Annotated in this window: 16 protein-coding genes; 9 read left to right on the top strand and 7 right to left on the bottom strand. The window is 47.7% G+C overall.

Features of this window, described 5'->3' with window-relative positions; genetic code table 11:
- Positions 1 to 25 precede the first annotated feature (25 nt).
- A complete protein-coding gene (locus MHI37_RS29725) occupies positions 26 to 1,042 on the top strand; it encodes an ABC transporter substrate-binding protein (protein WP_076335587.1) in 1,017 nt (338 codons plus the stop codon).
- A complete protein-coding gene (locus tag MHI37_RS29720) occupies positions 1,039 to 1,848 on the top strand; it encodes an alpha/beta hydrolase-fold protein (RefSeq protein WP_076335586.1) in 810 nt (269 codons plus the stop codon). The genes MHI37_RS29725 and MHI37_RS29720 overlap by 4 nt, the downstream gene beginning before the upstream one ends.
- Before the next feature lie 19 nt (positions 1,849 to 1,867).
- Here the strand turns inward: MHI37_RS29720 and MHI37_RS29715 are convergent, their stop codons facing one another.
- Genes MHI37_RS29715 through MHI37_RS29705 form a run of 3 tightly spaced genes read right to left on the bottom strand, consistent with a single transcriptional unit; the run spans position 1,868 to position 3,521 of the window.
- A complete protein-coding gene (locus MHI37_RS29715; protein ID WP_076335585.1) occupies positions 1,868 to 2,413 on the bottom strand; it encodes a chromate transporter in 546 nt (181 codons plus the stop codon).
- Positions 2,400 to 3,035: a chromate transporter gene (locus MHI37_RS29710; RefSeq protein ID WP_306010661.1), complete on the bottom strand. Its 636-nt coding sequence runs from the start codon at positions 3,033 to 3,035 to the stop codon at positions 2,400 to 2,402. The genes MHI37_RS29715 and MHI37_RS29710 overlap by 14 nt, the downstream gene beginning before the upstream one ends.
- Before the next feature lie 3 nt (positions 3,036 to 3,038).
- Positions 3,039 to 3,521 (bottom strand): Lrp/AsnC family transcriptional regulator, encoded by a 483-nt coding sequence (locus MHI37_RS29705; protein ID WP_076335584.1) that lies wholly within the window; start codon positions 3,519 to 3,521, stop codon positions 3,039 to 3,041.
- Between the two features lie 255 nt (positions 3,522 to 3,776).
- On the opposite strand from MHI37_RS29705, the gene ggt reads away from it, so the two are divergent.
- From ggt to MHI37_RS29680, 5 genes are all read left to right on the top strand, one after another.
- Entirely contained in the window at positions 3,777 to 5,357 is a 1,581-nt protein-coding gene (gene ggt, locus MHI37_RS29700; protein WP_256710073.1) for a gamma-glutamyltransferase, read from the top strand.
- A 2-nt stretch (positions 5,358 to 5,359) separates the two neighbouring features.
- Positions 5,360 to 6,583 carry an amidase gene (locus MHI37_RS29695; RefSeq protein ID WP_256710071.1) on the top strand — a complete coding sequence of 408 codons (1,224 nt, stop codon included), beginning with the start codon at positions 5,360 to 5,362 and terminating at the stop codon, positions 6,581 to 6,583.
- Positions 6,584 to 6,601: 18 nt separating this feature from the next.
- Positions 6,602 to 7,462 (top strand): fumarylacetoacetate hydrolase family protein, encoded by an 861-nt coding sequence (locus tag MHI37_RS29690; RefSeq protein ID WP_076335582.1) that lies wholly within the window; start codon positions 6,602 to 6,604, stop codon positions 7,460 to 7,462.
- 175 nt (positions 7,463 to 7,637) lie between these two features.
- Positions 7,638 to 8,336 (top strand): pirin family protein, encoded by a 699-nt coding sequence (locus tag MHI37_RS29685; RefSeq protein WP_076335581.1) that lies wholly within the window; start codon positions 7,638 to 7,640, stop codon positions 8,334 to 8,336.
- 47 nt (positions 8,337 to 8,383) lie between these two features.
- Complete coding sequence (locus MHI37_RS29680; protein WP_076335580.1) at positions 8,384 to 8,710, top strand: hypothetical protein; 327 nt, start codon at positions 8,384 to 8,386, stop codon at positions 8,708 to 8,710.
- Between the two features lie 16 nt (positions 8,711 to 8,726).
- Here the strand turns inward: MHI37_RS29680 and MHI37_RS29675 are convergent, their stop codons facing one another.
- Together MHI37_RS29675 and MHI37_RS29670 are read right to left on the bottom strand one after the other, a co-directional pair.
- Entirely contained in the window at positions 8,727 to 9,407 is a 681-nt protein-coding gene (locus MHI37_RS29675; protein ID WP_076335579.1) for a hypothetical protein, read from the bottom strand.
- 122 nt (positions 9,408 to 9,529) lie between these two features.
- Positions 9,530 to 9,661: a DUF4023 family protein gene (locus MHI37_RS29670; protein ID WP_076335578.1), complete on the bottom strand. Its 132-nt coding sequence runs from the start codon at positions 9,659 to 9,661 to the stop codon at positions 9,530 to 9,532.
- A 280-nt stretch (positions 9,662 to 9,941) separates the two neighbouring features.
- On the opposite strand from MHI37_RS29670, the gene MHI37_RS29665 reads away from it, so the two are divergent.
- Entirely contained in the window at positions 9,942 to 10,616 is a 675-nt protein-coding gene (locus tag MHI37_RS29665) for a hypothetical protein (protein ID WP_076335577.1), read from the top strand.
- A gap of 151 nt (positions 10,617 to 10,767) precedes the next feature.
- Complete coding sequence (locus MHI37_RS29660) at positions 10,768 to 10,998, top strand: cold-shock protein (RefSeq protein WP_076335576.1); 231 nt, start codon at positions 10,768 to 10,770, stop codon at positions 10,996 to 10,998.
- Between the two features lie 88 nt (positions 10,999 to 11,086).
- Here MHI37_RS29660 and MHI37_RS29655 read toward each other — a convergent pair whose 3' ends face one another.
- Together MHI37_RS29655 and MHI37_RS29650 are read right to left on the bottom strand one after the other, a co-directional pair.
- Positions 11,087 to 12,709, bottom strand: a complete 1,623-nt coding sequence (locus tag MHI37_RS29655; protein ID WP_076335575.1) for a response regulator — start codon at positions 12,707 to 12,709, stop codon at positions 11,087 to 11,089.
- The gene (locus tag MHI37_RS29650) at positions 12,706 to 14,562 is read right to left on the bottom strand and encodes a sensor histidine kinase (protein ID WP_076335674.1); all 1,857 of its coding nucleotides are present in this window, start codon (positions 14,560 to 14,562) and stop codon (positions 12,706 to 12,708) included. The genes MHI37_RS29655 and MHI37_RS29650 overlap by 4 nt, the downstream gene beginning before the upstream one ends.
- Positions 14,563 to 14,639: the final 77 nt, after the last annotated feature.

Below are 14,639 nucleotides of genomic sequence, written 5' to 3'. Positions count from 1 at the left end.
AATTATCACAGGAGGAGATTTTTTTATGTTTCAAAAATCGTACCCGTATTTAAAATTACTGAAAAAAAGCAGTCTTATATTACTTTTGGTTGTAATGACCGTTAGTCTGCTTTCTGCCTGCGGTTCCAATGCTGGTCATGATGTTGGACCTGCAGAGGAGACCATAGCCCCAGTAGAAACTGCGGCAGTAGAGGTCCAAGAAGAGCCGTCGACTAAGGTCGTCATTGATGAGCAAGATCATGAACTCACAATACCAGCCAAGCCTTTAAAGGTATTTGCTCCTTATATGGAGGATTCTCTACTTAGTATAGGCGTTAAGCCTGTGGTGCAATGGGCTGACGGGGGAGTAGGACAGAAGTATTTGCAGGATCAGCTCCAGGATGTGCCGTTAGCCAATTTTGCCGGCGGTCTGCCGCCATCCCCTGAGGTGGTAATGGCGTTTGAGCCTGATTTGATTATTTTGCATAACGCATTTTATGCTGAGAACGGCGTTTACGAGAATTATTCGAAAATTGCACCAACCTATGTGTTTAATAATGCTGCCGGCGATCTGGAAAGCTCCATTACAAAGCTTGGTGAGCTGCTTGGCAAGCCTGAAGAAGCGGTTAATGCTCTGAGTGCATACGAGCAAAAGAAAGAAGAGGCCAAAGCTAAGCTCGCACCTGTCGTAGATGGGAAAAACGCAGTATTAATTAATTTTAACGGAAAAGGCATGTACCTAATTGGCGGTAATTATTTCGGAGGCTATGTTCTCTCACATGAGCTTGGAATTGGCAAAAGCAAGCTGTTAGAAACGGCGAACAGTTTAGATGCATCTTTAGAAATTCTTCCTGATTTGGATGCCGACTTTATTTTTACCATTAATTACGGGGGTACTGGTACGGCAAACATTATGGAGCTAACGGATAATGCGATCTGGAAAAGCATGCCTGCTGCTAAAAATGAAAATGTATTTGAAGTCAGTGATCAATACTGGACAGGCAGCGGACTGATTGCTTATGGCAAAATGATTGATGATGTTGTCGCGCTTCTAGCACCATGAGCAAGGAGACATCGATAAGCGGCTCTATTACCGGGAATGTTGAGTATATTTTATATTCGAGTCATAAGCAGCTGGAGTATCATATTAGGATTGCAAGACCGAAAGAGGCTCCCCCCTCGCAAGGCTACCCTATAATTTATGCTTTGGATGGTGATGCCGTATTTGATACATTGGCTGAGGCGGCTCGCTTGCAGACGCGTAAGCCTCATGGTTATGATCCTGTCGTTATCGTGGGTATTGGCTATCCATCAAGGGAGCCCTTTGATATGGATCGGCGCTGCTATGACTTCACCATGCCTGCGCAGGTGGAGAAGCTGCCTGTTCGCCCTAATGGACAGGCATGGCCGGAACATGGCGGAGCTGATCTCTTTCTTGACTTTATTGAGGCGGAGCTCATGCCTGAGATTGAGAAGGACTACCCGATTGATAAAAATCGACAAACAATTTTTGGGCACTCTCTAGGAGGGTTGTTTGTTCTTCATGCCTTATTCAACCGTCCGCAGTCATTTCAAAATTTTGTAGCGGGAAGTCCCTCTATCTGGTGGAATGGTCATGCAGTGCTGGAGGAGAAAGCAAGCTTTGAAGCGATGGAGCTTCATGTCGATACGCTGCCAAGGCTCATGATTACCATCGGTGCGGATGAGCTTCCGGATATGGTGATGGATTCCGAGCAGCTGGCTGAAAGCTTAAAGCCGCTCGCAGCCAAAGGCTTTTATTCGAAACTGGTGAAGTTTCCGGAAGAAGGACATGTGAGTGTGCTGCCAGCAGCCCTTAGCAGAGTGTTGAAATTTGCATTGTCGAGCTAGCATAAATGATTTCAGCGAACTAAAGAACATTCAGGTGCGGGATGACGAGCCCGCCGTAAGCAAATGCGATAACGATGACGATGGCAGGATGGATTTTGCGGAATTGCATCGCCCAGAAGGCGACGGCAGCAATAATAAGGGATTGAATAATACCAATCGATTCGACAGAGCTCTCCGCCATTTGCCATGTGAGAAGCAGCATCATGATCGCAATGACGGGCTGCACGAGCAGCGTCATGCCCTTCACAACGGGCGATTGCCGATGCTTTTGCAATACTTTAAGAAGCAGAATAAGTGCTATAGCTGAAGGTACTATCGTTGCCGTAAGGGCCGCGATTAAGCCGATCCATCCTCCGACGTCGTAGCCGACAAAAGCGGCAATTTTTGTTGCTATTGGTCCTGGGAGTGCATTTCCTAAAGCCAGGATATTCGAAAACTCCACCGGCGTTGTCCACGCATGATTGGTCACGATCTCCCGGTACATAAGCGGAATGGAGGCAGGTCCCCCGCCATAGCCGAGCGCATTGGCAACAAAGAAACCGATAATTAAATTAATCCATTCCACGAGTTACACCCTCCTTCTGCTGTGCGCGGCGCTGCTGCTTCTTCTGTTTTCTTCGCTGAAGCGCAGCGACTGTTCTCAGATGAAAAGCACCGTAGCCAAGAAACGCAACAATGACGATTGCGGGATGAATATGGATGCCCTGCAGCAAGCCGAAAGCGATCGCGAAAAATCCGAAGCCGACATATTTGCCGAGCCCTTTGACTGCTCGTTCACCGAACTCATAAGCCATCATGCCGAGCATAACAGCGACGACGGGCGTTACCGCGCCGATCATCCCTTGAATAAAGGCGGCGCTGCTCAAATACTGAACAAAGCTCAGCAGCAAAATCATCGCAAGGCCGGACGGAATGATGTGGGCAAGAACCGCTGTAACAGCTCCAAGGGTTCCTTTCTCTCTATAGCCCAGATAAGCGGCCATTTTGGTTGCAATAGGACCGGGCAATGCATTGGCTATCGCAAGAATCTCGCCAAACTCCTCATCTTCAATCCACTTGTAATTGGTGACTGCCTCGTAACGAATAAGCGGAATAACCGAAGGTCCGCCTCCATAACCGATAATGCCCGTCTTCATCATCGCCCAAGATAGCTGCATATAGCGGTTGTTCATTATTTTATTTCCCATATGCTACAGCCTCATTCCCATTCGGCTTTTGTAACGATTAATGAGTACCTGACAGTCGACGCTCATAATGCCGGGCAGCGGGTAGAGCTTCTCTTTCAAGAAATACTCCATCTCCTGATTGTTGCGGAATAGACCATGCATATGCAGCTTGCTAGGTCCGGTCATGTGATAGAGGCTGGTGACAAATGGCTCCTCCGATAGCTGATCGGCTGCGGCGTGCAGATGCTTGGGCTCCACCTCAACATTGAAAAAAGCCGACACCTGTATACCAATTCGTTCAGGGTTGATGACGGCAGTGAAGCGTTCAATTACGCCGCTATCCATTAACGCATTGATTCTTGATTGTACGGCTACACGAGATAAACCAATTTCTTTCGCTAAGTCAGTGTAAGATATTCTCCCATTAATATTAAGTTCTGCAATGATTTTACGATCGATGTCATCAATTCCGATTTCCGATGACTCATCAAGCGGTTTGGAATGCATGTATGATCAGCTCCAATTCTCTTTGGTTAAATTTCAAGGTGTACTGTAATATCGTGTTTCGATTACCATATGTATAAATATATACACATTGTCAGTCGTTTTCAATACAATAAATTAATTTTGATTACATTTTAGTTGCCTATCATCTATGAAAGTGTTATTTTAAATTCATAGATTGTGTTAGGTAATCTGACATTGAATTATATTTATAGTGAATTTATTCATAATCGTAAACTTTTTTTGGGAGTGGTAGCCGTGAATCAGTCCGTAATCGGTACGAAAGCAATGATTGTCAGCCCTCATTATTTGGCTACTGCGGCTGGGGCGCGTATTTTGGAGCAGGGCGGCAATGCGTTTGATGCCGCTGTTGCCGTCAGTGCCTGTCTCGCAGTCGTTTATCCGCATATGACAAGCTTGGGAGGAGATTCCTTCTGGCTCAGCTATGAGCATTCGGAAGGAAAGGCACGCGGCTACAACGCCAGCGGTCGTTCTGGATATAACGCTAATATAGGTGCCTACGCAGGCATGTCGGCCATTCCGAATCGCGGTATTGAAAGTATTGTGACGGTGCCCGGCATGGTTGACGGCTGGGATGCGGTTCATCGTGAATACGGACGGCTTTCATGGGCGAAGGTGCTGGCTCCTGCTATCGAATATGCTGAAAATGGTTTTCCAATGTCGAAGGATCAATATCATAATACGGTGCATAACGAAGCGGTGCTGGCGAGGACACTTGAGACGGCGGATATTTATTTGCCAGGCGGGCAGGCCGTAAAGATAGGCGAGCGATTTAAGCAGCCTGCGCTTGCGAAGACGCTGCGGCGCTTAGCGGAATTTGGCCGCGATGAGTTTTATAAGGGTGAGACTGCGAAGGAAATCGTTCGTTTTCTAGGCAAGCATGATGGCCTTTTGACAGCGGATGATTTGGCGGATCATCATGGCGATTGGGTGACGCCGATCGAGGGCAGCTACCGTGGCTACACGCTTCATCAGATGCCGCCCAATTCACAGGGCTTCTCCGCGATTATGGCGCTTCAAATATTGGAGCAATTTAAGCTCGGTGAAATCGAGCATGGCTCCCATGATTACTATCAGCTATGTGTCGAGTCGCTTAAGCTGAGCTTCCGCGACCGAAACCAATATTTATCCGATCCTGCGTTTGCGAACGTGCCGCTGGAGCGGCTGCTGGACAAAGGCTACGCAGCGAGTCTAGCAGCCTCTATCGAGCTGAATCGTGCATCATCGGAAAAATCGGAGGTGCTGGGCAGCGATACTGCCTATGCGGCAGTTGTAGATGAGGAGGGGAATTCCGTCTCCTTTATTCAAAGCTTATACTTTGAGTTTGGTTCAGGCGTGGTGGCAGGAAACACAGGTGTTTTATTGCAAAATAGAGGCTCCTTCTTCTCGCTCGATCCGAATCATGTAAACAGTCTTAAGCCTGCTAAGCGGACCTTTCATACGTTAATGCCAGCGATGGCTAGTCGCGATGGCAAGCCTGCGGTGCTTTACGGCACGCAAGGCGGGGAAGGACAGCCGCAGACGCAGACAGCGATATTTACTCGAATGATAGATTACGGAATGGACCCGCAGCAAGCGATCAATGAGCCTAGATGGGTGTGGGGCCGAACATGGGGCGAGCCTACACAGGAGCTGAAAATAGAAGGGCGTGTAGCTGCAGAGGTGCTGGAGTCATTGGCGCAGGCAGGACATACGGTACGAAAAGTAAAAGATTTTGATGGTATTATGGGGCATGCCCACGCCATTATGCGCGATGAGCAGGGATTTCTTCAAGGCGGATCAGATCCGCGCTGCGACGGGGCAGCTATAGGCTGGTAGTGATGAAGACGAGCGAACTGGAGGCAGGGACAGAGATGAAGCAAAGCTGGAACGCGTATGCGAATGAGCAGGTAGTAGTAGAGCCGCTGGCAGAAGGAAGTCTTAGCGGAAAAACGTTTGCGGTTAAGGATGTGTTTAATATTGCGGGTCATACTTCGGGAGCAGGCAATCCAGATTGGCTTCGCTCTCATGGCCCGTCTACCAGGCATGCTGTCGTTGTAGATAAGCTTCTGCGCAGCGGTGCCAGGCTTGAGGGAACGACCATTACCGATGAAATTATGTATAGCATTAATGGTGAGAACGCACATTACGGCACACCCATGAACCTGAGTGCGCCGGGCCGCATTCCCGGTGGCTCCTCGAGCGGGTCAGCGGTTGCTGTATCAGCAGGTTTAGCGGATTTTGCTATTGGTACCGATACGGGAGGCTCCATTCGAGTGCCAGCCGCATATTGCGGGATCTATGGCATACGTCCTACGCATGGAGCAGTTCCCACTGGCGGGCTAATTCCACTCGCCCCCAGCTTTGACACAGTGGGCTGGATGGCTCGCGACGCCCAGACGCTGCTTGATGTGGGACGTATTTTGCTTGATTCGCCTGAGGACAGTGAAGAGTCTTTCTCAAGATTGCTGCTTGCCCAAGATATATGGTCATTAACAGATGAGCATTCGATGGCAGCAGCGTCGCCTTTCTTTGACGCACTGAGCGGACTGGTGGAATGGAATGAGGATGTAGTCGTTGCTCCGGACGGTTTACGGGACTGGATGAATGCGTTTCGTACGATTCAAGGAATTGAAATTTGGCGTGAGCATGAGGAATGGATTACAAGCGTGAAGCCCTCGTTCGGGCCTGGCATAGCTGAACGATTTGCATGGGCGAGCACGCTAAAGACGGAAGAAAATGCTGAGGCCTATGCGCTGCGTGAAGCGGTGCGCCACAGAATGGACGCCTTGCTTGGAGATGATGCAATACTGATTGTTCCAGCAGTACCGGCGATTGCTCCGCTTCTAAATATGGCTGGCCCTGAGGTAGAGCAGCGCCGTATGCAGACGCTCGAAATGTGTTGTGTGGCTGGACTGTCAGGATTGCCGCAGGTGACGGTGCCGATAGCTGGCGAGCTTGGTTTTCCTATAGGGATATCCTTTATCGCAGGTCGTGGCCAAGATCTAAGGCTGCTGGAATGGGTAGCTAATAACGCAGCAGAAAAAATAAAGCAGCTAAGCTAAGAAAAGGAGCCTGCGGGTATGAAGATATCGACTGTAAAGGTGAATGGACAGGAGCTCGCCGCTCTTCCTAGCGAGAATGGACTAGTATTAATAGAAACAATTAATAAATCAGAAGGAACGGGCTGGAGCGCGGAGCTGTTCGAGCTTATCCGGTTTGCGGAGCTGGAGCAGCTATCAAAATGGTACGACGAGGGCGGCAAGGAAAAGTTAATTCAACTGACGGCTATTCCTTATGAAGAAGTGGAATATGGGCCCTTGTATCGACATCCGCGCAAAATATGGGGTATCGGCATGAATTATGTGAAGGATGCTGCCGAGCTCGCAACTACTGCTCCTGATGATGAGCCGGTCAGCTTCATGAAGCCGGATACGACGCTTATCGGTCCGCTTGATGCCATTCGTATTCCGCTTGGTGCGGGGCAAATTACGGCGGAGGCAGAGCTGGGTATTATTATTGGCAAGACATGCAAAAATATAACAGAGGCCGAGGCTCAGGATGTTATTGCTGGCTACACAACGACGATCGACATTACCGCGTCTGACATTCATGCGAGAAATCCGCGCTATTTAACGAGAGCCAAAAGCTTTGATACGTTCTTCAGCTTCGGACCGCAGCTCATAACGAAGGACGAATTTCCTGACCCGTTGGAAATGGAAGTCAAGACAGTCATTAACGACGAGATAGCTCATCGAAATAAAGTGTTCAACATGAAGTTTCGTCCGTGGTTTACGGTAGCCTTTCATTCGAAAGTGATGACGCTGCTCCCTGGCGATATTATTATGACAGGAACACCGGGCGCTGTCGTTATTCGTAATGGCGACATTATTGAATGTCAGATCAAAGGCTTCGAGCCGCTTCGAAATCCGGTGGGTGATTGAGTTGACGGAAACATATAAGATGGACTAGAAATCTACGTTTTGGGCGCTGCGCGAGTAGATCATTCTTTAGATTCGGGGTTGTGCAGCGCACCGAACCACAGCGCGAGGCTTGCTTGCTAGACTGAAAACTGCTATAAATAAGTAAGTAAATAAACAGTTGTTTGGAGGAGAAACGATGATTAACGTATTTTCCGATGCAACGCGGCATTCAGCCGATCTCGGCTGGCTGCGCAGCCGGCCAAGCTTCTCATTCGGTGGCTATCATGATCCGAATCGGACAGGCTTTAGTGTTATGCGTGTGTGTAATGACGATTCTTTAGATCCAGGCAAAGGCTTTGGCGCTCATCCGCATAGTGATATGGAAATTGTATCTATCGTATTAAACGGTTTAATTAGACATGAAGATAATATGGGCAATTCTGTCGTAACCTCGTTTGGCGAAGTACAGCGTATGTCGGCGGGTACAGGTGTCATTCATACAGAGTTCAATGCATCGGAGACGGAGGAGCTTCGTTTGCTTCAGCTGTGGTTTATGCCTAAGGAGCGGGGCATGGCGCCGTCTTACGAAGCGAGCAGGTTCGATATTAATAAACTGCACAATGCGCTGCTTCCTGTCGTATCTGATCAAGGGCTGGAGGAAGCTGCCTCAATCGGCCAAGATATGACGATCTATTTGAGTAAGCTTGAGACAGGCAAGCAGCTGCCGTACGAAGTTAAGTCTGGTCGCAAACAGTTCGTATTCATCATTGAGGGTCAGCTGCAAGTGCATGGCGAAACGTTGGCGACAGGTGATACGGCTCAGATCGAGGCAGTGGAGGAGCTTGTTTTTACTGCTAAGGAGCCGGCCTTTTTTATGCTGATTGATCTGCCATAGCTTGCAATTAAAGCTTGCGTATGCACGCTTTCAAGGAGGGATTCGGGATGAAGAAAACGTTTCAAGTAAAGCATGCCGTAGGCGGACGGATGTTTATTGACACCAATAAGCAGCATATTCCTTATACGCTCGTTCAGCATGGGGAAGGCTGGATATTTACAGTAGACGTGCCATGGAGCGAGGCGATTAAGGAGCTGCTTGCTCATAAGCAGGAGCTGAACGTATTTATCTTTCAAGAATTTGACGATCAGCCTACGCTAAAAACATGGTATTACGTCAAGGACGGTCCGGTCGAATACGATACAGAACATAACCGTCTGACGATCGCAGCAGATTCACGCATTGAATATTATCCCCATGAGTATTCGGTATAACGTCCAGCTTGTCCCTCTATTGGATGTTGAAGCTTGTTTTTATTTTTTCGAATTCATCAAAATCTGAAGCTTTAAACTGAGGCTTGCTGACGAAAAAATTTAAAGTAATATAATCAGATCCATATTTTACGATAGCGAGCTTTCCAACGGAGCCCGGGGTTTCATAGCTGATTTCTTTTGCTTTTTGCTTCGCTAATGTAAGTTCTGCTTGATGAGTGGATTTTCCTCCCATCGCTTTAAGCGCGGAAGCTGTATAAGAGTCCAGAGAGCTGCCTTCGACGCTTTCGAAATAAAACTCAATACCCATGTAGGAATTGCTGTACAGCAAATGATTTCTTGTTAAAAGCGAAGGATGCCAGTTGCCGTTTATGATTAGCTGATAGAAGCCTTCGCTGCTCGGCGAAGATACATTTATAGATTTTTTGCTGCCAAGCACCAGCTTGTTGTTTTTCTGATCGTATTCGATTTTGCTGCTGAGCGCAGCCATGGATGCTATATTGCGAACGGGCAAATACGTGGTTCCTTCATAAATGATTGCTTTCATAGGTGCCAAAAGCTCGCCGTTAAGCTCTACGTTTAATGCGGGGTTCAGAGCTGCTTTTATTTCTTGGAATTTTGAATTTGCTACCGCTCCTGCTGCACTTCCAAGCAAGAATACAAGCGAGACGCCGAATACAGCTAGCTTTTTAGTAATCATACGTATTCCTCCTAACGATATTTACTAAGTTATGTAAATTCGACTAGGAAGAGGACTCTCCTGCTTTTCATAAAAAAATGCCCCTCTAGAGCACTCGCGGTTAGAGGGGCATTTGGTTCTAATTACTTATTGGTGCCGTGCTGCTTGTTGGAGAGTCTTTCTGCTGGATTGCCATTGCCATTGCGTCTTTTATTGAGCTCGGCTTTGTGCTGAGTAGCTTTAAGTCTCTCAACAAACTCTTTTGTGCTTTCCATATCGCTTATCCTCCTTCGATCGGGCTTTATTATAGGGCTACCTCCATTAGAATATCCAACAATTCAAATATCACAGCGTGAGCATTAGTTTTTTATAAAATAGTCATTGAATGCAGAGCTTGCCCTGCCTTATGATAACGATGTATGGATAATATATTTCAGGTTCTGATTAAGCACCGATTTGCATAAAATGAAATGAGCGGCTCTTAGTATTCAACTGCTGAGTACATAGCGATAAAGCAACGCCCTGTTAGCACAAATCACCGAAGCGAGGGAATGTATGTTTAGAATTATTGCACGTGCGCACATCAAGGAAGGCATGGAGGAAGAAGCGATCGATGCAGCGAAGCGGGAGCAAGCTGTCCATGAGCTAATCGAGCAGGGTGAAATAATGACGGCAGGCTGCTTCAAGTGGGAGCGCAACGTATATGTTTACTTCGAAAGCGTTGATCGACAGCTTGAGCCAGAGGAAATTTTGCCCAGGATGGCCTCGTATTTAGAGGATTGGCCGGGACAAGCAGCTTCGCACAAATGGATTCCGATGATCGATGTGTTTCATTTCAATGAGCCGGCGAGCTATGAGCATTGGCTTCGCAAAGAGCCTGTTGAGCGTCGAGTAGGCAGAGTGGCGCACTTGAAGCCGGAAATGGCAGCCAGCTACATTTATTATCATTACCAGCTGCAGGAGGAGCGGGCCTTCCTTGGACCGAAATACGAAATCATTGCAATGCATGAGAACATGCTCTTTGGCTATCAGGAGTTTCCCGCTGTTGTTGAGGAGCCAGTGCTGCCTGGAAAGCTAAGTACAGCGGGGACGCCTCCAAATTGGGGGGACTCCAGAATGGATCTGCATTTTCAGCCATGGGAGGATGGGCATCTGTATTTTAAACCGGTCGAGCAGTTATTTGCGTACTATAGTGATTCCTTCAAAAAAAGGCGCGAAAATATGAACTGATATTTGCCTTTATTGGACGAAATATGGTACAATAAAATCATTGCAAGTTTGAAGCAAATATTCAAAATACACTGCTGTTTATAAATGATAACTGCCCCTTACTCATAAGTTCGAGGCAGTTTTTCCTTTTTTATCGCGAAGGAGGCTGAACATGTACAATCGTAAAAAACCGCTTGAAGAAATTCCGGAAGAAAACACGAAGGTATGGACATGTGAGACAGAAGGGTGCAACAGTTGGATGCGCGATAACTTCGCGTTTGAGCATGTGCCTACATGTTTGATCTGCCATGCACCAATGGTCAGCGGCGAGAAGATGCTGCCAGCCCTCAATAACTCTAATAGTGACATGAAGGCGTTGAAGAAGGGCACACCGATTACGTAGGTGCCTTTGTCAACGAGAAGCCCAGCTTTGCGGGAGCGGTTAACGCCGTTCTCACAGAGCTGGGCTTTTTTCATTTTTCGATGCAGCTCTATTCATTTTCACCGTAATGCTGCTTGCGGTAGTCATTGGGAGAACAGCTCGTACGTTTCTTAAATACACGGCTAAAATATTTCTCGTCCTGGAAACCAACAAGCTCGGCCACCTGTGAAATTTTTAGCTGTCTATTCGCCAGCAGCTCCTTCGCGCGTTTGATACGAACCTCAGCAATGAAATCCGACAGATTCCCGTTAGTCTCCTGCTTGAATTTCCGCGAGATATACTCTCTGCTCAAATAAAAGCGCTCCGATATATCCTGCAGTGTAATTTCCTCCTGCGGATGCTGCTCGATATATTTTGCAATGTCATCGATCACACTGCGCTCTTTGTCTGACTCCGAAAGCTGCGAGGAAACGTCACATGCCTCTTCATATATCATTTTCTTCCACAGCTCGTAATCAAAAGATCCATTTTCGTCGACAGGCAGCGATACCGATTCTTCGGAAGGACGTTCCTGTCCATTGCTGCGGTTTTGAACGCTTTTGGATTTCCATATCGTTTTGGCAAGCTCATATTGCTGTCTCCATGGAAATAGCTGTTTGAGTGAAATATATCCGCTTTGATCAAGCTTATCGAACCAAGGCTGAAAGGCGCGGCGTATTTGCTCCTTGCTGCCGCTTTGTACAGCGAATCGTATGCTTTCTTCATGCTCGCTGAAGAGAAGCAGTGTATTTTCCGAAGTAGAATGGGCTTCATCAAACAGATGGCAATACGAATCATGAACGAGCAAATTACGCCTAAGCAGTGCGAGCTTTGCTTGCTGATACGCGCTTGCTGCTGACAGAGGAAAGGCTTCTGCGCGCCCGACTCCAAAGTGAAGACGCGTCTTCAGCGCCAAAAATATCGCATCGTTTATGGCTGCAAGCAGCTGAGGCGCCTGCTCGCCCTCTCCCCAGAACAGCAGCAGCAGCTCATGCTCCTGCCCCCGGTGGCGAAGCGCGAAGCCAAGCTCTGTCTCCTTAAGAAACTCATTACAAATATTCGTCAAAGAAAACAATAGCAAATCCAGCCCAGATACAAACTTCTCTCTAATGCTAGGAGAAGTGAGATCAAATCTAGCGATGGCGATTCGTGCTTGTGTAACGGACTTAGTGATGCCAAGTTCCTGCCTTAGCGTCTCGGCTAAGCTGGGATAGCTGCCTGGCTCGTTGATCAGCGCCGAGAAATACTGCTCCAAATAGATAGGCTTAAGCTGGTTGAGCTCGATATTCATTTGGAGCTTTCGGGTGCGTTCCTGCTCCTCGGTCGTCCAGCAGTTGACCGCTTTCGTAAGTGCACCTACCAGCTGCTCCGCATCAATCGGCTTCAAAATATAATCGACACCGCCATACTTTACCGCATGGCGCACGAGACTGAAGTCATCATGTCCGCTGATAACGATAATTTTACTAGCAGGCGCATGCTCCGCCACCCATTGCAGCAGCTCTGTGCCATCCATATTCGGCATCATCATATCGGTAAAAATAATTTCCGGTCGTTCGGTGCGGATGAGATGGGTAGCGGACATACCGTCCTGTGCTTCGAGCAGCGTATCGATGCCAAAGCGTTCCCACGGTACAAGCAGGCGAATGGCTTCTCTTACATGCTTCTCATCGTCAATGATTAATGCCTTCATCCTTCATTCTCCTTTGCCAGCGGAATATGGATCGTTACGGAAAAGCCGTGCGGCTGCACATGCTGAAGCTCCATGAAAGCCGTTGCGTTAAAATGCAGGCGCAGCCTTGAAAGCACGTTGTGCAAGCCGATCCCTCCTTCCTCCTGCTTACTCGTCTGAGGAGCCCCGTGCGTGGTCACACGCTCCAGCCTCAGCAAAATTTCCTGCCGGCGCTCTTCAGACAGGCCGCGTCCATTATCCGCAATGGTAATGGTGAGCCATGTCTGTGTTTCATCCAGCTTGCTGGCAATGATCAGCTCCGAGGGCTCCTCGGACGATTGCACGAAGCCGTGCTTGAAGAAATTTTCAAGCAGCGGCTGCAGAATCATTTTTGGAACGAGAATATGTCTGGATTGCTCCTCTATATGAAGCTGAATATGCAGAGCAGTATCAAAGCGCTGCTTCTGAAGGTCGAGATAGGCCTGTACATAATCGAGTTCTCTGCTAAGCTCTACGACTGCATCCATCGTGTTCATGTGATAGCGCATCATTTTGCCAAGGGAGGTAATGAGTGAATAAGCCTTCGTATCACCGTGCTGTAGTGAAACTGTTCCGATCGACTGCAGCGCATTATACAAAAAGTGAGGATTTACCTGCGCTTGCAGCGCCTTCAGCTCATTGGTCTTGTTGGCAATCTCGAGCCGATATTCTGTCAAAATCAAATTGTTAATCGTCTGCATCATCGAGCGGAAGCGTCTGGCGAGCAGGCCGATTTCGTCATTGCTGTGAATGTCGATCGATACGTTCAAATTACCCGTTTCAATTTTGTTCACGTACCCGATCAAGCGCAGCAGTGGCTTCGTAAATCGGATGGAAATGAATAATGTCGCGAGCACCACGATAGCAAGAAACACAATTCCGACGGCTGTATTAATCCGGGCAATTCGATCCGCAGCGCTAAAGAGATGCTTATAAGGCGTTTGCTTAATTAAATACCAGTCCATATATGGCGTTTTAATTCGATCATAAAAAATCATCCCGTCGAACGCTCCCGCCTTCCAATCGAAATGCCCGCTGTCCTGACCGGATTCTACAATAGAACCGAGCCAGCTTTGCGCAGCTTCTGTGCCAATCTCAGCTTTGTTTGAGGATAGCACAATTTGTCCCTCGGCATCGACAATATAGAAGCTTTCCTCACCGCTGTCATAGAGCTGACGATTTAAGTCCTCCAGTACAAGCAGCTTGACATCGATGGACAGCTCGGCGAGCAGCTCGTCGCTTGGCGCACGAAATATCGGGCGATGCAGCGTGAATACAAGCTCCTCGCTCGCGGATGATTTAAGATTGACGAGTCCGTAATTATGGCTTTTATGCGTAGGCTCAATATAGGCCTTCTTGAGAGTTTCTGGTATTTCCTCCACATTTTGTCCGACCTTGATGTCGTCATTCCAGAGTAGATAGGTTGCGTTTTGGTTCACGACATACAATCGTACTTTATGGAATTCGCTGACGCTTTGATAGATGTTGTACAGGTGGTCCTTCAGTAGATTGCGATTGCGGATGACGTCGGTAATATCGTTCGGAAATACCTCATCCTCCATACTGTGCTCCAAAATATAATACAAGGAGCGCGGTACGTTCATCGCGTTATAGACAGCGAGTGATTTCTGATTAATGTTGTTCATGTAGTTCATAATATTGGTTTTGCCTAGGGAAAGCAGTCGATTATTTTTGGCAATGGCTTCCTCTGTGATCGATTTGGTTGTCGCATTATAGGAGATAATCATGGAGGTCGCGATGGGCAAAATCGTTGCTGCGAGCAGCAGGAGCATCAGTTTTTTTCGAATCGTATTAAATGGCTTAACTCCATTCATAGCTGCACTCGCCCGCTTTCTGTTCATATCTCTCATGCATACACAGTAACCGATCCTGCTGTGGATGGTCAATATAG

Origin of the sequence: Paenibacillus sp. FSL H8-0548, assembly GCF_038630985.1 — a bacterium.
Taxonomy (GTDB): Bacteria; Bacillota; Bacilli; order Paenibacillales; family Paenibacillaceae; genus Pristimantibacillus.
Note: the sequence above shows the minus strand (reverse complement) of the source record. Positions and strands in the feature narration are given on the sequence as shown.